This is a genomic window from Micromonospora yasonensis (genome assembly GCF_026013475.1).
GTDB lineage: Bacteria > Actinomycetota > Actinomycetes > Mycobacteriales > Micromonosporaceae > Micromonospora > Micromonospora yasonensis.
The window spans coordinates 15,205-34,864 of record NZ_JAPDPH010000038.1; the positions used below are offsets into that span (position 1 = coordinate 15,205).

Here is a 19,660-nt window from a genome sequence, read left to right on the forward strand (position 1 = left end):
AGGCCGGCAACCAGCACGTCTCCGCTGGTTATCGACCGCTCGGCAGGATGGGCTGCGACCCCATGACCGACCCGCGCGGTGCGGTGTGGGAGACACAACTCAAAGGGGGCCGCATGTTCGCTGACGCCGACGTGATCGACATCCCGCCCGCCCGGCACCAACGGGTGCTCGTCCTCTCCTGGGAGTACCCACCCGTGCTCGTCGGCGGTCTCGGCCGCCACGTGCACGCCCTCTCCGTCGCCCTGGCCGCCGCCGGCCACGAGGTCACCGTCGTCACCCGCCACGCCGAGGGCGCGCCCCTGCAGGAGTACGCCGAGGGCGTGCGCGTCCTGCGCGCCGCCGAGGACCCGGTCCGGTTCCCCCTCGCCACCGGTTCCCTGCTCGCCTGGACCATGGCGTTCAACCACACCCTCACCCGCACCGCGCTGCGCGCCACCGAATCCGGCGGCTACGACGTCATCCACGCCCACGACTGGCTGGTCGCCCACACCGCGGTCACCCTCGCCGAGCACCTCGACGCGCCCCTGGTCACCACCATCCACGCCACCGAGGCCGGCCGGCACCAGGGCTGGCTGCCCGAGGAGATGAACCGGACCATCCACGGCGTCGAGCACTGGCTGAGCAACGCCTCCGCACGGGTAATCGCCTGCTCCGGCTACATGCGCGACCAGGTGGCCCGGCTGTTCGCCGTGCCGCCCGGACGGATCGACGTGGTACCCAACGGGGTCGACGACCGGGCCTGGCACGCCCGCCCACGCGCGGTCGCCGCCGCCCGCGCCCGGTTCGCCGGCCCCGGCCCCCTGGTCGGCTACGCCGGCCGGCTGGTCTACGAGAAGGGCGTGCAGCACCTGGTGCACGCCGTGCCGTACCTGCGCAACCGGCACCCCGGGCTGCGCGTGGTGATCGCCGGCGACGGGCCGTACAAGGAGGAACTGGTCGACCAGGCGCGGCGGCTGCACCTCGCGGAGACCGTCCGGTTCGCCGGCTTCCTCGACTCCACCCAGCTCCCGGCGGTGCTCGCCGCCACCGACGCCACGGTGATACCCAGCCTCTACGAACCGTTCGGCATGATCGCCCTGGAGGCCGCCGCTGCCGGCGCGCCCCTCGCGGTGGCCAGCACCGGCGGGCTGGCCGAGATCGTCGAGCCCGGCTTCACCGGGGTGACCTTCCCGCACAGCGACCCGGACGCCCTCGCCGGCGCGGTCGACCGGCTGCTCGGCGACGAGGTCTTCGCGCGCCGGGTGGCCCACCGGGCTCGCAGCATGGTCACCGAGCGGTACGGCTGGGCCGCGATCGCCGCCCGCACCGCCGGCAGCTACGCCGCGGCCCGCCGCGACCACGGCACCTTCCAGGCCAACCGCGCCGCCGCCCTGCTGGCCGGCGGCCGACCGACCGTCGCCATCCCGGACGGAAATCTGCTCACCGGCGCCGCGAGCTGACCCGCCGCCGGTACCGCCTGCTCGACCTCGCCAGGCGTCGAACCGAACCCTGACGACACGGCTTGCCCATCACCGACAGAAATACCCGGCGGGCCGGTACGCGACGACATACTTCCTGGTGATCCGGCGGGGCACAGCGACCGCCTCCTCAGTGGACCGTCCGGATGATGCCCCGAGAGCCGAAGACTTGACTACAGTGACGTAGTTTTGTCGATCAAGATCCCTGGGGAGGGCGAGCCGAGATGATGGGACCGTCCCACGCGCTGTCCGGCGCGGCGGTGTGGCTGACCGGCAGCTGGGCGCTGGACCAGTTCGCCGACTACCACCAGACGCCGCTGGCGCTGGCGGTGGGCACCGCGGTCTGCGCGGGCGGGGCGCTCTTTCCCGACCTCGACCTCTCCGGCAAGGTGACCCGCAACCAGGGCGGAGCCACCGTGGCCCGGACCTTCGGCGTGTTCAGCCTGTTCCTCGCCGAGGTGATGGAGAAGATCTCGCTGGGCGTCTACTACGCCACGAAGCTCAGCAAGGATCCGCGCCGCAACAACGGCCACCGGACGCTGACCCACACCATCCCGTTCACCGTACTGGTCGGCTGGGGCACCACGGCGCTCTGCGCCCACTACGGCAAGTGGGCGGTGGTCAGCATCCTGTTCTTCATGATCGGGCTGGCGCTGCGCGGGCTCTTCGACGAGTGGGCCGAGCGGGCCGGCTGGGTGATCGTCACCCTGGCCTCGGCCGCCGCGGCCTGGTTCACCGCCGCGAACCTCCCCGGCGACCGAGGCTATCCGCTCATCGGGATGGCTGTCGGGGTGGGCTGTTTCGTCCACATCCTCGGCGACATGATCACCCGGGCAGGGGTGCCGATCCTCTGGCCCATCCCGATCAAGCGGCGCATGTGGACCATGGTCGGCCTGCCCAACAGCATCGCGCTGCGTACCGGGAGCAAGGCCGAGACCGTCGTGCTGCGGGTGGCGATGACCATCCTCGCGGTGCTCGCCGCGGTGGGGCTGGTCGCCCCGTCGGTGCTGCACCGGTTCAACATCGAGATGTGAGGCCGGACGACGCCGGGCCGCCGGCCGAGGACGCGGCGGTGCCCGCATTCTGGCAGGCGCTCGGGCTGCCCGGAATCGCCGACGTGCACACCCACTTCCTGCCGCCCCGGCTGCTGCGCAAGGTGTGGGCGTACTTCGACGCAGCGGGGCCGCTGGTCGGCCGGGAGTGGCCGATCCGGTACCGGTGGGACGACGCGGCCCGGGTGGCGCACCTGCGCCGGCTCGGCGTCCGGGCGTTCACCGCGCTGGCGTACCCGCACCGGCCCGGGATGGCGGAGTCGCTGAACCGGTGGACGCTGGAGTTCGCCGCGCGTACTCCCGGCTGCCTGCCCTCGGCCACCTTCTTCCCGGAGCCCGGGGCGGCCGGCTACGTCGACCAGGCGCTGCGGACCGGGGCGCGGGTGTTCAAGGTGCACCTGCAGGTGGGCGGTTTCCCGCCGACCGATCCGGCGCTGGACGCCGTCTGGGGGCTACTGGCCGACGCGGGTGTGCCGGTGGTGGTGCACGCCGGCCACGCCCCGGTGGGCACCGACCACACCGGTCCGGCGCCGTTCGCCGCGCTGCTCGCCCGGCATCCCGGGCTGGCCGCGATCGTGGCGCACCTGGGTGCCCCGGACTATGCCGCCTTCCTCGACCTGGCCGGCGCGTACGAGCGGGTCCGGCTGGACACCACCATGGCGTTCACCTCGTTCTTCGACCGGTTCGAGCAGTTCCCGGCGGCCGAGTTGCCCCGGCTGCGGGAGCTGGGCCTGGCCGGCAAGGTGCTGCTGGGCAGCGACTTCCCGAACATCCCCTACCCGTACGCGGAGCAGTTGACCGGGCTGGCCGGGCTCGACCTCGGTGAAGACTGGCTGCGCGCGGTCTGCTGGGGCAACGCCGCCGCCCTGTTCGGCCTCGCGGCGGACTGAGCGCGGGCCGCCGACCAGGCCCGATGCGTTCCCGTCATCCCGCGCAGTTCCCGGCGGCGGTCCTCGGGCGCACCAACGGGTGGCCCGGCGAGAAGTGGCTCGACATCCGGGAGATCCAGAACGCCAACAGCGTCCTGCGGTCCAGCATGGACGGCCGGCTCGACATGTGTAAGCAGAAGGGCTTCGACATGGTTGAGCTGGACAACGTGGACGGTTACCTCAACAAGACGGGCTTTCCGCTCACCGCGGCCGACCAGCTCTACTACAACGCCGTACTGGCCAACGACTCGCACGCCCGAGGCCTGAGCGTCCTGCAGAAGAACGACAACGAGCAGATCCCGGCCTTGCTGCCGTACTTCGACGGCGCGCTCAACGAGCAGTGCAACCAGTACAAGGAATGCACTACGGCACAGAACGGCTCCTTCGGCCTCGACCAGTACATCGCCGCGGGCAAGCCGGTCTTCCAGGCCGAGTACAAGCTCACCACCTCGTCGTTCTGCGCTGCCGACAACGCCGCGAACTTCAACGGCGTCCGGTTCGCGCTCAACCTGGACGACACCCTTTCGAACCCTGCCGGTAGCAGCGGCTGGGCCGACGACCGGCGGGCCGGGGACACATTGTGCCCCGGCCCGCCAGCGCGCCCCGGCCGCGCAGCATCAGCACGCCGGTGTACAGCTCGGGGCGCTCACTTCCGCTGGAGCAGGCCGGCGGTCACGGCCTGGGCAGGTCGGCGCAGAGCTTCCTCGGGAAGGCCGGCTCCACGGTGAGAACACTTCCGCAGCCGGCCTCCGTCGAGCCGGCGATCGTGGCCCACCCCTGCGGGCCTGACCAGCGGAGGAAGTAGCGGCGCACGTTGACCGACGGGGTGCAGCCGGGCCGCGCCTCGGCACCGCACGGCACCGGGTCGAACGGCACCGTCATGACCAGCCAGGTACCGTCGCAGCTCTCTGGCGAGCCGACGGAGTGCCGGGACACGTCCATGCCCCGCACCGCGACGTCGATCCAGGCCCGGGCGCAGTGGTCCGCCGGCATCGGGTCACAGCCGAACGTCGGGTCGCAGCGGCGGTAGCTTTCTCCGTCGCGTTTCCACGGCTCCTGGTTGAGCACGACGAGCCGGCTGCCGATCGGCCCGGGCGCGGTCAGCGTCACCTCGCCCGGCGTGTGGGTGGGGCAGGCCCCGACCACTCCCGTCAGACGCGAGTCCTGCACCACGTTGGCGTAGATGCGGTTGTTCTCCTCGACGAAGTATCCGATGCGCGGATTGCGGGAGCAACCGTCGGCGTCACCGAGCAGCGCCAGGGTCAGCACGAGCAAGCGCGGGTCGTCGCTGACCCGTACGGCGGTGACATCGGCCTGGACGGTCCCCCAGCTGGTGTCCTCGGTGGAGCTGGGTGCGGCGCCCGGCATGGCGCAGCCGACGAGCGCGGCCAGGCACAGCAGGGCGGTGGCGAGTCGACGCATGGGAATGAGTATGGCCGCTGCCCGATCCCTCGCATCCGTACGGATACTCAGTTCGCCTGCCTCAGACGCCGACCCGCTGCTCGGGGATGCTGAGGCCGTAGAGGGCCATCAGTTCGGGGCTGTCGATCCGGCTGCCGTCGGCCACCGAGTCGCAGGAGATGTCGACGATCTGGTCCTTGTGTGCCAGTAGGTACGGCCGGGCGCCGACATCGGCGCTGGCCAGGGTGGCGATGCCGGACCAGTGCCGGCGGCCGAACAGCATCGGGTAGCCGCGCAGCCCGTCGTAGGTGGCGCAGACCAGCACGTCCGGGTACGGCAGCGCGGCCACCCGGCGGACCGCGGCGGCGGTGAGCCCCGGCATGTCGACCGGCACCACCACGACCGCCTCGATCCCCCCGTCGGTCAGCGCGGCGAGCCCGGCCCGGATCGAGGAGCCGACGCCGGTCCCCCACGCCCGGTTGACCACCACGGTGGCTCCCGTCAGGTCGGTCGTCTGGCGGACCTGCTCGGCCGCCGCGCCCAGCACGACCACGATCTGCTCGCAGCCCGCCTCGCCCATGGTGTCGATCATCTGGCTCACCAGGGGCTTCTCGCCCTGGTGCAGCAACGCCTCGGGTCCGCCGATCCGACGGCCCCCGCCAGCGGCGATGATCATTCCTGCGATCCGGTTCAGCTGTGCCCCCTCGACCAGGGGGACGGACCGGGCGCAACCGCGCCCGGTCCGTCCCGTCGTATGCACACCGGACCCAACGAGCGCGCCCACGAGCGGGTAGCGGGGCAAAACGGAAAATTGTGCGGCTATGCCGCGTCCGCGTAACAGTCGACGATGGACAGGTCCAGCGGGAACCGGACCGGAGTGTCGCCGAAGAGCAGGGCGGTGGCCCGCGCGCCGGCGGCGGTGACCATCGCCGCGACCGCCTCGGCCCGCTCGGCCGGACAGTGCACGATCACCTCGTCGTGCTGGAAGAAGACCAGCTCGGCCCCGGTGCCGACCAGCTCCGCGCGGAGTGTGGCGAGCAGCGTCGAGGCCCACTCGGCGGCGGTGGCCTGGATGACGAAGTTGCGGGTGAACCGGCCCCGCGACCGGGCTGCCCGGGCCCGGGGCCCCTGCGGATCCGCACCCGCGTCCGGGTCCGACTCCTCCCCGTCGGCGAAGCCCACCGACCCCGGCGGGCAGGTACGCCCCAACCACGACCGCACGAGTCCGCCCGCCTCACCGGTACGGGCGGCCGTCTCGACGTATCCGAACGCGGTCGGGTAGTTCCGCTTCAGCACCGCCAGGGCGGGCAGCGCTGCGCCGCTGGTCTGCCCGTACATGGCGCCGAGCAGGGCCACCTTGGCGCGGGCCCGGTCGCCGGCGAAGGCGTCCCGGGCCAGCGCCGCGTACAGGTCTCCGGCGCCACCGGCGGCGGCCAGCCGCTCGTCGCCGGAGACCGCGGCGAGCACCCGGGGTTCGAGCTGCCCCGCGTCGGCCACCACGAACGTCCAGCCGGGGTCGGCCACCACCGCGCGCCGGATCACCTTGGGGATCTGCAGCGCCCCGCCGCCCCGGGTGGCCCAGCGGCCGGAGACCACCCCGCCGGGCACGTACTCGGGGTGGAAACGGCCGGCCGAGACCCAAGCGTCCCGCCAGGCCCAGCCGTGCGCCGTCCAGATCCGGTAGAGCTCCTTGTATTCCAGGACCAGCGGCACCGCCGGATGCTCCACCCCGCGCAGCACCCAGGCCCGGGTGTTGGGCAGCTCCACGCCGGCGCGGGCGAACGCCTTCAGCAGCTCCGCCGGGGAGTCGGCGTGCAACTGGCGTACGCCGAAGGCCGCGGCGATCCGGGCGGCCAGCTCGGCCAGCCGGCGGGGCGGCCCACCGACCGGCGACGCCTCGCCGAGCAGTTCGGCGAGGATCTCGTCGTGCACGTCGGCCCGCCAGGGCAGGCCGGCCGCCCCCATCTCGGCGGCGATCAGCGCGCCGGCCGACTCGGCGGCCACCAGCAGCCGGAACCGGCCGGGGTGCTCGGTCGCCGCGATCCGGGCGAGCTGGTCGGCGTACACCCGGGTCAACGCCTCGATGCCCGGGCCGGGCGGGCCGGACGGCGCGTCGAAGAGGGCGCCCTGGCCGAGGCCGGGCGGCTCCGGCGGGCGGGGCGCCGGGTCCGGCGGAACCGGCGCGCCGGTCAGCCGGGCCCAGGCGGCGGCGAGTGAGCGGGGCTCGCCCCAGCGGCCGGCGTGCCCGAGCAGCAGCGCCTCGGTCAGTTCGACGTCATGACAGCGGTCCAGCCGGACGCCGGCGCGCAGCAGCGCCGGGTAGACGGTGGCGCCGGTGGCCCACACCCAGCGGGGCCGTTCGGCGGCCTCGCGGGCGGCCACCGCGGCGGCCAGATCGGCCACCGGCTCGGCCGAGCCGGCCGGCCGGCCGGCGGCGTCGAGGGGCTGCAGCACCCCGGTGCCCCGCTCGTCCGCCACCACCGCCACCAGCACGGACGCGATTCTGCCTCGCCCGTGCGACACCGCGGGGAAAGCAGGGGCCCCTTCTTAACGCCTTGTGTATAAGAAGGGACCCCTCCTAACCGCCCGCGACGGCGCGAACGGTGTGTGGCTACTTCCCGACGCCGGCGGTGAGGCCGGACTGGACCTGGCGCTGGAAGACGATGTACACGATGAGGACCGGCAGCATGGCCATGGTGACGCCGGCGAACAGGCCCGACCAGTCGGACTTGTAGCCCTGGTTGACCGACAACTCGATCAGGCCCTGGGCGATCACCTGGTGCTTCGGTTCACCGGACACCGACTGCATGAGCAGGGTCGGCAGGTACCACTGGTTCCACTGGCCGAGCACGTTGAAGATGCCGATGCTGATCAGGCCCGGCTTGGCCATCGGCAGCATGACGCTGAAGAAGGTCCGGGTGTGCGTGGCCCCGTCGACCATGGCCGCCTCGGCGATCGAATCGGGCAGCGTACGGAAGAACGAGTGCATGAAGAAGACGGTGAACGACAGCGACCAGGCCACATAGACCAGAATCAGCGTGACGTGCTTGTTCGGGCCGAGCAGCGGAAACACCACGTTCATGTTGTAGACGCCCTTGAACAGTGGCACCGCGGCGAGATAGACCGGCAGGGTCAGCCCGGACAGGAACATCCAGTAGATCAGCCGGTTGCCGCGGAACTCGTAGCGCGCCAGCGCGTACGCCGCCATCGAGCCCAGCAGCATCGTCAGGGTCACGCTGAAGACGAGCACGAGCAGCGTGTTCAGGAAGAAGCTGTCGATCCCGGCCGTCCAGGCCCGGGCGAAGTTGTCCCACTGCAGCGACTTGGGGATCAGCGACAGCGGCTCGCGGATCACCTCCGAGTCGGTCTTGAGTGCGGACATCACCACCCAGAGCAGCGGGTAGACCACCATGATCGCCCACACCGCGAGAAACAGGTGCGAGAAGCCGTTGAATATCCGGCCGCCGATGCTGCTGGCGGCGACTCCCGCCCGTCGGCCCGCTTCCGGACCGGCCGGCAGCACCGCATCGGGTCGCCCCTGGCCGGAGGTGTGCGTCACCGTGCTCATCGTCCAGGCCTCCTCAGAACTCGATCCGGTCACGACGGGTGATCCTCAGCTGGAGGGCGGCCAGCAGGATGGTGAAGATGGCCAGCGCCACGGCGATCGCGCAGGCGTAGCCGAACTGGCCTTTCTGGAACGCGTTGAACTGGATCACCGAGGCGAAGATCTCGCTGGCGTGGTTCGGGCCGCCCTGACTCGGGGTCATGACGAAGACCAGGGCGTACATGTCCAGGGCGATGAAGCCCAGGTAGACCCAGGCGACCGAGATGGTGTCCCGGAGCAGCGGCAGGGTGACCTTGAAGAACGTGTGGAACCGGCCCGCCCCGTCGAGGATCGCCGCCTCGTAGATGTCCTTGGGGATCGACTGCATGGCCGCGGAGAAGAGCACCATGTAGAAGCCGGCGCCGCTCCACACCGCGATGAGCAGCAGCCACCACAGCACCGCCGGTATGCCGAGGAAGGGTTCCGGGTCGGCGGTGAACGCGATCGGGTTCTGCGGGTCGACCAGCCCGATCTTGATGAGCAGCCCGTTGATCAGGCCCTGCTCGTCGGTCCGGTAGATCTGCTGCCACATCACCGCGATGACCACCAGCGACAGCACCTGCGGGAAGAAGAAGATGACCTTGTAGAGCCCGGACCCCAACACTCCGCGGATGCCGGCCCTGTCCTCGCGTCCGCCCACGTTGAGCAGGAACGCGAGGAACAGGGCCAGCGCGATGGTGAACAGCGGCACGGTGACCAGGAAGAAGACGTTGTGCCAGAACGCCTTCCGGATCAGCTCGTCGGAGAGCAGCCGGACGTAGTTGTCCAGACCGACGAAGTGCTGGGAATCCGAGTAGCCACCCCAGTCGGTCAGCGAGTATCCCGCCGCCTGCGCGAACGGCCACACCACGTAGAACAGGTACAGCGCGACGGGCAGGGCCAGGAAGCCCGTGACGAAACGCGCGACTCCGTGCCGCATTGGACTCACTCTCCCGAACGGATCAGGCGGTGCGGGTCTGCTTCTTGACCGACGAGTCCTTGGCGACCTTGTCCGCGGCCGCCTGCATCTTGTCGATGAACTGCTGCGCCGTGAGCCGACCGGCCATCAGCTCCTCCGACAGGTTCTCGCTCTCCTTGGCCAGGTCGGCATAGAAGTCCGGGAACCGGAACGAGATGAGGTCCGAGGTCCCGTTCTTCATCAGCGCGTTCGCGGACGCCAGCGCGGAGTCCTGCACGTTGTCCCCGGAGCCCTTGGTCGAGGCCAGCGACTTGGTCAGCTCGGCGAACTTGGCCGAGCCCGCCTTGGACAGGATCGCCCGCAGGAACTCCTTCGCGGCCTCCTTGTTCGGAGCCTTGCTCGGCACCACGAAGCCCTCACCCGAGGAGGCCATGACGTCCTTCGCCGCCTTGTCGCCGGCGTTGCTCCAGTAGTCCGACAGGGTCAGCTCGAAGCCCGGCGGGATGGTCGCGGCCATCTCGTTCTTCAGCCAGGTGCCGACCTGGATGAACGCCGCCTTGCCGTCGAGCCAGGCCTGCTGCGACTGGGTGTGGTCGAGCTTGCCGGGCAGGAGCAGCTTGTCCTTGACCAGCTTCTCCCACGGCTCCAGCGCCTTGAGGACGCCGTCGACCTTCCAGGCGCCGTCCTTGAGGTTGTCGATGTCGATGACCGCCTGCTTGCCGACGGACTTCCAGATGCTCGCCATCAGCGCCCAGCGCGGGTAGTAGCCGTGCACCGCGTCGTGGACGTAGGGCGCCATGCCCTTGGCCTTGATCTTCGGCGCGAGGGCGAAGAACTCGTCCCAGGTCGTCGGCGCCTGCCAACCCTCCTTCTTGAACAGGGCGGCGTTGTACCAGTTGCCCCAGACGGTGAAGGCGACGTTCACCACGTAGAACTTGCCGTTCTGCGTGCCGTCGGCGACGGTGCCGGGCAGCAGCGAGTCGGCGACCGTGCCCTCGCTGTCCCACGCGGGCGCGGTGAGCAGGTCGTCGAGCGGCTCGATCGCGCCCTCGTTGATCAGCGTGGCGCGGTCCATGATGTCGGCACCCGAGTTCATGATCAGGTCGCTCGGCTGCGTCGCCATCTTCGGCTGCTCTTCGGTCTTGATCTTCTGCGTGGAAGACATGTTGACCGTGATGTTGGCGTGCTTGGCGTTGAAGAGGACCTTGTCTTCCTTCGCCCACTGGTCACCGAGGCCACCGTTGAAGATGACCACCTTGACCGCGCTGCCGTCCTTGGCGCCGAACGGGTTGTCCTTGCTCTTGGTGCCGCCGTTGTCGTTGGACTTGCTCGGCTCGCTGCCGGCACAGGCGCTGAGCAGACCGGCGGCCGGGGTGACCAGCAGACCGGCCGCGGCGGCGCGCTGCAGCAGGCTCCGGCGGCTGACGTCGCCGGGCTTCTCGGGGGTAACCGACATCTCTGTCTCTCCTTGTGGTGTCGGGTCAGGCGGTCCGCCGGAGGCGCCCGGCGTACCGCGACTCGAGGGCGAGGTTGTGCTCGTCCCCACCGGGGACGTTGGCGGAGAGGTAGATAGGGGGTACCTCCCCGGCCTGGTGGAACCGTCGTACGACCTCGGCGGTCAACAGCTGCGCCAGCAGCGCCGCGGTGACCGACGAGACCGCACAGACCGCGCCGCCGCCCTCGAGCGGCAGCAGTGCGTCGCCGTACGGCGCGCCGTTGTCCAGCACGACGTCGGCGAGGTCGGCGAGCCGGTGGCCGCTCGGGTGCCTGGGGGCGACCCGGGCGGTGTGCTCGACCGAGGTGACCGCGATCAACGGGTGGCCGTGCTCCCGGACCAGCGTCGCCAGCTCGACCACCGAGCCGTTGATGCCGGACTGGGAGGCGACCACGAACACGTCCTCCGGCTGCGGCGCCGCCAGGGCGTAGAGCTGGTGCGCGACCGCCGGGTCGCGTTCCAGCTTGGGGTCGGCGAGCACGTCGCGGGGCGCGTCGCCGTGCAGCACGAGGTCGTGCAGGGAGAGTCGGTTGGTGGGGACCAGGCCGCCGGCCCGGGCCACCAGCTCGGCGGCGAACGCCTCCGAGTGGCCGGCGCCGAACGCCTGGAGCACGCCGCCGCGGCGCAGCCCGTCGGCGATCAGGCCGGCCGCCCGGTCGACCGCCGCGGCCTGGGTGTCGACCAGCCGGTCGAGCACCGGCCGGACGGCGTCCGCGTACCGCTGGGCACTGATCATGAGGTGGCTCCCTTCGCGGCCTTGTGCCCGTCGACGGCCTGGGCGGTACGCCGGAAGGCCGCGTGGGCGCGGTCGTGGGTGCGCTGCGCCACCGCGATGTAGAGCAGGTCGAGCACGACGAGCTGGGGGTGCCGGGCGGACAGGGCGTCCGGCCGGAAGGTGGTGGCCTGGCTGGCGGTGACCAGCACGATGTCGGCCAGCTCGGCCAGCGGCGAGCGGGGGAAGCCGGTCAGCGCGACGGTGGTGGCGCCGCGGCTGCCCGCCTCGGCGAGCATCTCGATGGTCTCCCGGGTCTGGCCGGTGTGCGAGATGCCGAGGGCGACGTCGCCGGCGCCGAGCAGCGCCGCGCTGGCCAGCCCCTCGTGCACGTCGCTCCAGGCCCAGGCGGCCACCCCGATGCGGTGCAGGCTGAACTGCATCTCCTCGCCGACCAGCGCGCTGCCGCTGGCGCCGAAGATGTTCACCCGGCTCGCTCCGGCGATGGCCACGGCTGCCCGCTCCACCTCGGCGAGGTCGAGCAGGGCGGCGGTGTCGTGCATGGCCCGGGTGTCGGCGGCCATGATCTGGTCGAGCACCCGGGACAGCGGGTCACTGGGCTGGATCTCCCGGCCGATGTCGACCGTCCAGCCGGCCGAGCGGGCCCGGCCGGTCTCGGCGGCGATGCCGAGCCGCAGGTCGGCGTAGCCCTCGAAGCCCATCGCCCGGCAAAACCGGGTGATGGTCGCCGGTGAGGTGCCGCTGCGCTCGGCCAGCTCCACGATGGTGGCCCGGGCGGCCGCCTCCGGGTCGCTGAGCACGTGCTCAGCGACCCGGCGCAGCGCCCCGGTCAGCTCCCCCGCGCCGGCCCGGACCCTGGCCAGCACTCCGTCGGAGGAGACCGCCACCGCACCCCGCCGGTCGACCGCGTCGGCGTCGACCACCGCGGTCCCCGCGGGGGTGTCCACCTCGTGATCAACCATGGGACGCCTTTCGGAAAAGAGTGTTAACTGTTAGTGGTAAAAGTTCTTACTGAAGCCCCCTCCGTGTCAAGGCCGTGGGCGAAGTTTTCAAACTGTTACCTGGCGCACAGCCCGGACCTTGCTTCCGGCAGCTGGGCCGACCAGCATGAAAGCCATGTCCGACACCGTCGTGGTCGGCCTCGACGTCGGGGGTACGTCCACCCGCGCGGCCGCCGTCAGCCTCGACGGCGTACGGCTCGGCACCGGCCGGGCCGGCGGCGGCAACCCGACCAGCCACGGCGCCGAGCGGGCCGCCGCCGAACTGCTGGCCGCCCTGCGCGCCGCGCTCGCCGACGTCGATCCGGCCCAGGTCCGGGCCGGCACGATCGGGCTCGCCGGCGCCGGTCGCCTGCTGGCCGACCCGCAGGGCCGGGCCGCCTTCGACCGGGCCTGGTCCGACGCCGGGCTGCGCTGCCCGTACGCCGTGCACGGCGACGCCCTCGTCGCCTACGCCTCCGGCACGGCGGCCCCGGACGGAACCGTGCTCATCGCCGGCACCGGCGCGATCGCCGCCCAGGTCCGTGACCTACGCCTGGACCGGGTCGCGGACGGGCACGGCTGGCTGCTCGGCGACGCCGGCTCCGGGTTCTGGCTCGGCCGGGAGGCGGTGCGCCGGCTCCTGTCCGACCTGGACCGGGGCAAGGCGCCCAGCGAACTGGCCCGGCGGGCACTCGCCGAGCTGACCGGGTCGCCCGAGGTGGCGGCCCGCCCCCGGGCCACCGCCGAGGCGGTCGTGCAGGCGGTGACCCAGCGGCCGCCGGTGGAACTGGCCCGGCTCGCTCCGCTGGTCGTGACGGCGGCCCGGACGGGCGAGCCGACCGGCGTGGCGCTGATCGCCGAGGCGGCCGCGCTGCTGGCGGAGAGCGTCGGCCGGATCCGGCCGGCCGGGGCCACCGACCCGGTGGTGCTCGGTGGCGGCCTGCTCACCGGGGACACCCCGCTCGCCGACGCGGTCCGCGCCGAGTTGGCCACCCGCTGGCCCGACGCGGCGCTGCGGAGCGCCGGGGACGGCGCCGCGGCGGCGGCCTGGCTCGCCGCCCGCGACCTCCCCGAGGTCACCGACCCGGCCGCCCTGCACGCGCTGCTGGTGCCGGCGGCCGGCTGAGACCCGAGGCCTGTTTCAGCCGGCTCCCGCCTGCCGAGCCGCGCGGGCCGCCTCGGGCGCCGTAGTCTTCTCCGCGCCAGGTCACCGTGGTCCGCCCCGGCCCGGGCATCGCGGTCTACCCCTGCCAGGGCATCGCGGTCCGCTCCTCGCACCGGCCGCGGCGGTCCACTCCCCGCACGGGCCGCGGCGGTCCACTCCCCGCACGGGCCACGGTGGTCCGCTCGCCTCCGGGAGGGCTGGTCCACCGCTTTCGAGCTGATGTCGCAAACGACTCGCTGCGGCCCCGCGGCCCGCTCAGGTGCTCGGGCGATCAGGCACTCAGTCGCTCGGGCGGGCGCAACGCGGTGTCGCCTCCACCGCAGTGTGCTCGCCCGTCGCCGGCGGGGCATCGCCGACACCTTCCGGCCGGAGTCCGGGTGGGCGACAGGTTGCGGACGTGATGACGGGACGATGGCGCCCCGCGTACCGGATCGGCCCGCTAGCGATCAAGCTCGTCGTCCAGTCGCTGGCGGGCATGCCGGCCACGCGCGGAGCACTGACATCACGAACGACTCAGCTCCACAGGCAGTCCGAACCACATCCACCGCCGGCCCTGGCGCGACCTCGGTCGGTCGGGCACCTGGCACCGCTGAGCGAATCCGGACGACGGGCAGCCGGCCGCACCACGTCCATCAGGCCAGGCCGGCGAGGGCTTGCGACAGGCGGGGCCAGACGTGGCTGCGCCAGCCGCCGTCGAGCAGGGTGAAGGTGCGCCGCTGCACCGGGTCGTCCGGGTCGAAGCCGGCATGCTCCAGGAAGAGCCGGGTGCCTCGCCCCTCGGGCACCAGCGACCAGGTGACCACCGTGTCCAGCCGGCCGCCCCGCCAGGCCCACCGCAGCCGGTGCGGCGCGTCCAACTCCAGCACCTCGCAGTGGACGATGCCGTCGAAGCCCTGAGCGGGGCGCGGGGTGGTGTGGAACGTGAACCGGTGGCCCGGCACAGGCCGGAAGTCGTTGGGCATCAACCACCGGGCCAGCAGATCAGAATCGGTCAACGCTCGCCAGACCTTGGCTGGCGGGTGGGCCAGGAACTGGTCCACCGCGATGGCACCCGGCTCACTCATCGGGCAGCCCGTCGAGCACCTCGCGCAGGTCGGCGAGGCGGGCTCGCCAGAACCGCTCGTACGGGCCGAGCCAGTCGGCCACCTCGGCCAACGGCTCGGGGCGCAACGCGTAGAAGCGCTGCCGACCGATCGGGTGCTCGGTCACCAGTCCGGCGTCCTTGAGCACCCGCAGGTGCTCCGACAGGCTGGGCCGGCGCATGTCGAAGTGGTCGGCGAGCTGCTGCACCGGCTGCTCACCGCGCTCGAGGAGCAGCCGGAGGACCTCCCGCCGGGTGGGGTTGGCCAGCGCCGCGAAGACGTCCGCCATGTCAGACCCGGGTGGACTGGAGGACGATGCCGTTGCCGTCCGGGTCGTGGAAGGTGACGTACCGGCCCCAGGGCGCGGTCTGGATGCCGCCGTCCGGGAAGACCACCCCCCGCTCGCGCAGCCGCGCCACGTCGGCGTCGAGGTCGTCGGTCTCCAGCACGAGGCCCTTGAGCGAGCCGGGCGGCATGGTCGGGAACCAGGTGACCAGGGTCAGGGCGGTGTCCGCGCCCTTCGGGGCCACCTGGACCCAGCGGCCGCCCGGTCCCATCGGGTTGTCGAAGATCAGGTCGAAGTCGAGGACGTCGAGGTAGAAGTCGCGGGCGCGGTCCTGGTCGCTGACGGGTACGGAGACGAGCTTCACGTGGGTCACGGTCATGACCACCACAATAGGTAGGGGATTCCCTACGGGTCAAGCGGAGAGAGGGCCGGCCGACATCATCGACCGGCCCTCTCTTCAGGACGAACGTCAGGCGCCCGGGTAGGGCTGCCCCTGCGGCTGGCCGTACTGGGGCTGGCCGTACTGGCCCTGGGGCTGGCCGTACTGCGGCTGCGGCTGGCCATACTGCGGCTGAGCCGGGTAGCCGGGCTGCGGGGCCTGACCCGGGTGGGCCTGCGGGGCCTGGCCGTACTGCGGCTGGCCGTACTGCTGCGGCTGAGCCGGGTAGCCGGGCTGGGCCTGGCCGTACTGGCCCGGCTGGCCGAACTGGCCGGCCTGCGGCGCGCCGGCGAACTGCTGCGCCTGCGCCTCCTCCCGGGCCGCCTTGCGGGCCTTGACCGCCTGCACGATCAGCAGGATCGGCAGGATGAAGGCGTAGAAGAAGATCCGGTACGTCCCCCCGTCGAAGAGGAACATGAGGTAGAAGCCGTAGCAGAAGAAGGCGATACCGACGACGACGCTGGCGACCCGCGCGAGAGTCGACTGCTCCTTGATCGCCAGGCCGACCACGACCATCGCGATACCACTGAGCATCAGCAGGAGGGTGTAGATGAGGAAGAACATGGGATCCCTGTCAATCGATGACGGTGCCGGCCCACCATAGAGGAGGCCTCATCGGCCGCGCTGCCCCGTTGCCTGTGGCAACCACCACGTCACTTGAGCTGGCCTGCGGTGAGACCGGTCTGGATCTGCCGCTGGAAGGCGACGTACACGGCCAGCACCGGCAGGGTGGCGATGGTCAGGCCCGCGAACAGCCCGCTGAAGTCGCCCTGGTAGCCCTGGCTGACCGCCAACGCGGCGAGCCCCTGTGCCAGCACCGGCTTCGAGTCCTCGCCCTGCATCAGCACCTGCGGCAGGATGAACTGGTTCCACTGGCTGAGGAAGTTGAAGATCGCGACACTGATCAGTCCCGGTCGCGCCATCGGCAGCATCACCCGGAAGAAGAGCCGGAAGTGGCCACACCCGTCGATGAGCGCCGCCTCCGCGATCGATGTCGGCAGGGTCCGGAAGAACGCGGTCATGAAGAAGACCGTGAACGGCAGCGAGTAGGCCGCGTAGACCAGGATCAGCCCGGTCCAGGTATTGCCCAGGCCGACGTTGCGCACCACGAGGAAGAGCGGCACCAGGGCGAGGAAGACCGGAAACATCATCCCGCCGACGAACAGGTAGTAGACAATCTGCCGGCCCCGGAACTCGTACCGGGCGAAGACGTACGCCGCCGCGGCGCCGAAGAGCATGGTGAGCGTGAGCGAGCCGGCCACCACCACCCCGCTGTTCAGGAAGTACTGGCCGATATGCGCCTCGGTCCAGGCCCGTGCCCAGTTCTCGAAGCGTAGCGCGCCCGGCAGGCCCCACGGGTCGGAGAGGATCTCACCGTCGCTCTTGAACGAGCTGAGGAACATCCACAGCAGCGGCAGCGCGGTCAGCGCCGCCCAGAGCAGCAGGAACCCGTGCGAGAAGACGTTGGCCACGCCCAGTTCGCGGCGCAACTGCCGCTGCTCGGCCTGGGTGGGCTCGGCCTTCGCCACCCCGGTCGTCGCCGGGCGATCCATGGTGGTCACAAGTATTCGATCCGATCACGACGGCCGGTACGCAGCGCCAGCACCGCGACCGACAGGGTCAGGAACAGCATCACCACGCCGATCGCCGAGGCGTACCCGAACTTGGTCTCGCTGCCGAACGCGGTCTCGTACATCCGCAGGCCGATGACGTCGGAGGAGAAGTTGGGGCCGCCGTTGGTCATCTGCTGGACCAGGATGAAGCCGTCCAGCGCGGCGATGGCCAGGTAGATCCAGGCGACCTGCACGGTGTCCCAGAGCAGCGGGACGGTGATCCGGCGCAGGGTGGTCCAGCGCGACGCCCCGTCGAGCATCACGGCCTCGTAGATGTCACGCGGGATCGCCGCCATGGCGGCCCCGAAGAGCACCACGTAGAACCCGACGTTGCTCCAGACCATCACGGCCAGCACGCACCAGAACGCGGTGCGCGGGTCGCCCAGCCAGGTGGGCGCGGGCAGGCCGAACGCCCGCAGCGCGCCGTTGAGCAGGCCGTTGTTGGGGTGGTAGACCTCCCTCCAGAGCAGGGCGATGATCACCACTGAGAGCACCTGCGGGAAGAAGTAGACCATCCGGTAGAACGCGGTGCCGCGTACACCGGTGACCCCGGCCCGCCCCTTGCGGCCGCCCATGTTGAGCATGGTGGCGAAGAACAGACCGAGCCCGATGGTCAGCACCGGCACCACCGCGAGCATGACGGCGTTGTTCTTGATCGCGTTCCACACCTGGCCGTCGTGCCACAGTGTCCGGAAGTTCGCCATCCCCACCGAATCCGCGTGCGCGGAGTAGCCGAGCCAGTTGGTGGTGGAGATCTGGAACGCCTGCAGGTACGGCGACAGCACGAAGATGCCGTAGAGCAGCAGCGGCGGCACCAGGAAGGTGATGATCAGCGGGTACTTGCCATGCCTCACGAGAAGACCTACTCCCAGCGGTGGGCCGGTGGGGGCGGGAGCGCCCCCACCGGCCGGGCGTCACGCGGCCCGCTTGTACTTCTTGATCGAGCTGTCCTGGGCGATTGAGTCGGCGCCCTTCTGGCACGCGTCGAGGAACTCGGCCGGGGTGCTCCGGCCGCTGAAGAACTCGCCGCAGGCGGCGTCGACCAGCTCGCGCTCGAGCTTGCGGTAGTAGTTGTTGTAGACCCAGTTGAAGCCGTTGCTGCCGGACGCCTCCAGCGCCTTGACCACGGTGCTCAGGCCGAACGGCAGCTCGACCCCCTCGGTGGTGCCGGCCACCACGGTCAGGCTGGAGACCTTCTTCGTGAAGTCCTGCGCGCCCTTCTTGGACAGCATCACCCGGAAGTACTCCATGCCGCCGGCGACGTTCTTCGCCTTCGACGGCACGATGAACGGCTCGCCGGCGGTGCCCCGGATCGCCTCGAACGGCAGCTTGTCGCCGCTGCCCAGGCTCGGCGTCGGCGCGATGGTCATGTTGAAGCCGGCCGGGGTGACCTTGGCCTGCTCGTTCTCCAGCCAGGAACCGCAGGAGATGAAGGCGGCCTTGCCCTGGCACCAGGCGGTCTGCGACTGGATGTGGTCCAGGCCCGGCGTGCCGTCCAGGATGTACTTGTCCTTGACGATCTGGTACCAGGCGTCGGCGGCCGCCTTCATGGCGTCGGACTTCCAGGCGTTCGGCTCGAGGTTGTCGATCGCCATCGCCACCGACGGCCCGCCGAACTTGATCGCGGTGGCGATCAGCGGCCAGCTCATGTAGCGGGGGTGCTTGCCGGCGTACGTCCAGGGGGCGATGCCAGCGGCCTTGATCTGCTTGCAGAGCGCGATGTGCTCGTCCCAGGTCTTCGCGTACTGCCAGTTCCGCTCGGTGAAGAGCTTGGTGGAGTACCAGATGCCGTACGCGGTGTAGGTGTAGTTGAGGACCAGGAACTTCCCGTCGTACGAGCCGACCTCGACGGCGCCGGGCAGCAGCGTCTCCCGCACCTTCTTGCCGGGCTGGTCGAGGCTCGGGGCGTCGAGCAGCTCGTTCAGGTCGGCGACGGCGTTCTGGCTGACCAGGCCGTTGAAGTCGATCTGGCCGGCGCCGGAGTTGTTGACCACGTCCGGCGGGGTGCCGTCGACGAAGCGCGGCTGGAGTGTCTTGTTGATCTCCTGGGTGGCGGAGTGCTTGATCTCCGCCTTGGGGTACTTCTCCTTGTACATGGCCTCGTGGGCCTTGGCGTAGTCCTCGCCGAAGCCGCCGTTGAAGATCACCACCTCGAGCGGGGCGTCCTCCTTGACCCCGAGCGGGTTCTGCTCGCTCTTGGTGCCCTTGTAGGTGCCGGCGTCGCCCTTGTCGTCGCCACCGGACGTGGCGCAGCCGGCGAGCAGGCCGGCGGCGGGGGTGGCCAGCAGGCCGGCGGCGGCAGTGCGCCGGAGAATCTCTCGCCTGTTCATCGCATCTCCTCGGTTAGGGAACGGACGGCCCACCGAGGGGGACGGCGGCCGCGACATCGAGGCACGGGGGTGTCAGGTGTTGCTCGTCTTCACTTCTTTTGAAGTTGATGAAGAATTTCTACGACAGCTGGCCGTGGACCACAAGACCCGACGACCGAACCGTTATCACCCACCGGTCCGCGCCGGCTGGCATAGC

General features: G+C 71.0%; 20 protein-coding genes. 5 read left to right on the forward strand and 15 right to left on the reverse strand.

What is annotated here, in order from left to right; all coding sequences use genetic code 11:
• The first annotated feature begins 113 nt into the window (after window positions 1-113).
• The 4 genes from ONA70_RS11090 (at window position 114) to ONA70_RS11105 (ending at window position 4,166) form a co-directional block, all read left to right on the forward strand.
• Entirely contained in the window at window positions 114-1,439 is a 1,326-nt protein-coding gene (locus tag ONA70_RS11090; RefSeq protein WP_265006293.1) for a glycosyltransferase family 4 protein, read from the forward strand.
• Window positions 1,440-1,681: 242 nt separating this feature from the next.
• A complete protein-coding gene (locus ONA70_RS11095; protein ID WP_265006294.1) occupies window positions 1,682-2,491 on the forward strand; it encodes a metal-dependent hydrolase in 810 nt (269 codons plus the stop codon).
• Entirely contained in the window at window positions 2,488-3,399 is a 912-nt protein-coding gene (locus ONA70_RS11100) for an amidohydrolase family protein (RefSeq protein WP_265006295.1), read from the forward strand. The genes ONA70_RS11095 and ONA70_RS11100 overlap by 4 nt, the downstream gene beginning before the upstream one ends.
• 23 nt (window positions 3,400-3,422) lie before the next feature.
• On the forward strand, window positions 3,423-4,166 hold the full coding sequence (locus tag ONA70_RS11105) for an endo alpha-1,4 polygalactosaminidase (protein ID WP_265006296.1): 744 nt from the start codon (window positions 3,423-3,425) through the stop codon (window positions 4,164-4,166).
• Here ONA70_RS11105 and ONA70_RS11110 read toward each other — a convergent pair.
• The 8 genes from ONA70_RS11110 to ONA70_RS11145 all read right to left on the reverse strand — a co-directional run bounded on the left by ONA70_RS11110 (window position 4,111) and on the right by ONA70_RS11145 (window position 12,531).
• The gene (locus tag ONA70_RS11110; protein WP_265006297.1) at window positions 4,111-4,860 is read right to left on the reverse strand and encodes a hypothetical protein; all 750 of its coding nucleotides are present in this window, start codon (window positions 4,858-4,860) and stop codon (window positions 4,111-4,113) included. The genes ONA70_RS11105 and ONA70_RS11110 overlap by 56 nt on opposite strands.
• Window positions 4,861-4,921: 61 nt before the next feature.
• Entirely contained in the window at window positions 4,922-5,515 is a 594-nt protein-coding gene (locus ONA70_RS11115) for a nucleotidyltransferase family protein (RefSeq protein ID WP_265006298.1), read from the reverse strand.
• Window positions 5,516-5,658: 143 nt separating this feature from the next.
• Entirely contained in the window at window positions 5,659-7,362 is a 1,704-nt protein-coding gene (locus ONA70_RS11120; protein WP_265006299.1) for a bifunctional 3'-5' exonuclease/DNA polymerase, read from the reverse strand.
• 88 nt (window positions 7,363-7,450) lie between these two features.
• On the reverse strand, window positions 7,451-8,407 hold the full coding sequence (locus tag ONA70_RS11125; protein ID WP_265006300.1) for a carbohydrate ABC transporter permease: 957 nt from the start codon (window positions 8,405-8,407) through the stop codon (window positions 7,451-7,453).
• 13 nt (window positions 8,408-8,420) lie between these two features.
• Window positions 8,421-9,362, reverse strand: a complete 942-nt coding sequence (locus ONA70_RS11130) for a carbohydrate ABC transporter permease (RefSeq protein WP_265006301.1) — start codon at window positions 9,360-9,362, stop codon at window positions 8,421-8,423.
• Between the two features lie 22 nt (window positions 9,363-9,384).
• Window positions 9,385-10,797 carry an N-acetylglucosamine/diacetylchitobiose ABC transporter substrate-binding protein gene (ngcE, locus tag ONA70_RS11135; RefSeq protein ID WP_265006302.1) on the reverse strand — a complete coding sequence of 471 codons (1,413 nt, stop codon included), beginning with the start codon at window positions 10,795-10,797 and terminating at the stop codon, window positions 9,385-9,387.
• Window positions 10,798-10,822: 25 nt separating this feature from the next.
• Window positions 10,823-11,572, reverse strand: a complete 750-nt coding sequence (locus tag ONA70_RS11140; RefSeq protein WP_265006303.1) for an SIS domain-containing protein — start codon at window positions 11,570-11,572, stop codon at window positions 10,823-10,825.
• Window positions 11,569-12,531 carry a MurR/RpiR family transcriptional regulator gene (locus tag ONA70_RS11145; protein WP_265006304.1) on the reverse strand — a complete coding sequence of 321 codons (963 nt, stop codon included), beginning with the start codon at window positions 12,529-12,531 and terminating at the stop codon, window positions 11,569-11,571. The genes ONA70_RS11140 and ONA70_RS11145 overlap by 4 nt, the downstream gene beginning before the upstream one ends.
• Window positions 12,532-12,685: 154 nt before the next feature.
• On the opposite strand from ONA70_RS11145, the gene ONA70_RS11150 reads away from it, so the two are divergent.
• Window positions 12,686-13,675 (forward strand): N-acetylglucosamine kinase, encoded by a 990-nt coding sequence (locus ONA70_RS11150; protein WP_265006305.1) that lies wholly within the window; start codon window positions 12,686-12,688, stop codon window positions 13,673-13,675.
• 671 nt (window positions 13,676-14,346) lie between these two features.
• On the opposite strand, the gene ONA70_RS11155 is transcribed toward ONA70_RS11150, so the two are convergent.
• From ONA70_RS11155 to ngcE (ONA70_RS11185), 7 genes are all read right to left on the reverse strand, one after another.
• Window positions 14,347-14,778: an SRPBCC family protein gene (locus ONA70_RS11155; RefSeq protein WP_265006306.1), complete on the reverse strand. Its 432-nt coding sequence runs from the start codon at window positions 14,776-14,778 to the stop codon at window positions 14,347-14,349.
• Window positions 14,771-15,085, reverse strand: a complete 315-nt coding sequence (locus ONA70_RS11160) for an ArsR/SmtB family transcription factor (RefSeq protein ID WP_265006307.1) — start codon at window positions 15,083-15,085, stop codon at window positions 14,771-14,773. Before ONA70_RS11160 ends, ONA70_RS11155 begins: the two co-directional genes overlap by 8 nt.
• 1 nt (window position 15,086) lies before the next feature.
• Complete coding sequence (locus tag ONA70_RS11165; protein WP_265006308.1) at window positions 15,087-15,461, reverse strand: VOC family protein; 375 nt, start codon at window positions 15,459-15,461, stop codon at window positions 15,087-15,089.
• A gap of 90 nt (window positions 15,462-15,551) precedes the next feature.
• Window positions 15,552-16,085 (reverse strand): hypothetical protein, encoded by a 534-nt coding sequence (locus ONA70_RS11170; protein WP_265006309.1) that lies wholly within the window; start codon window positions 16,083-16,085, stop codon window positions 15,552-15,554.
• Between the two features lie 89 nt (window positions 16,086-16,174).
• Window positions 16,175-17,083 carry a carbohydrate ABC transporter permease gene (locus tag ONA70_RS11175; protein ID WP_406601182.1) on the reverse strand — a complete coding sequence of 303 codons (909 nt, stop codon included), beginning with the start codon at window positions 17,081-17,083 and terminating at the stop codon, window positions 16,175-16,177.
• Complete coding sequence (locus tag ONA70_RS11180; protein WP_265006311.1) at window positions 17,080-17,988, reverse strand: carbohydrate ABC transporter permease; 909 nt, start codon at window positions 17,986-17,988, stop codon at window positions 17,080-17,082. Before ONA70_RS11180 ends, ONA70_RS11175 begins: the two co-directional genes overlap by 4 nt.
• 60 nt (window positions 17,989-18,048) lie before the next feature.
• On the reverse strand, window positions 18,049-19,464 hold the full coding sequence (ngcE, locus tag ONA70_RS11185; RefSeq protein WP_265006312.1) for an N-acetylglucosamine/diacetylchitobiose ABC transporter substrate-binding protein: 1,416 nt from the start codon (window positions 19,462-19,464) through the stop codon (window positions 18,049-18,051).
• Window positions 19,465-19,660 lie beyond the last annotated feature (196 nt).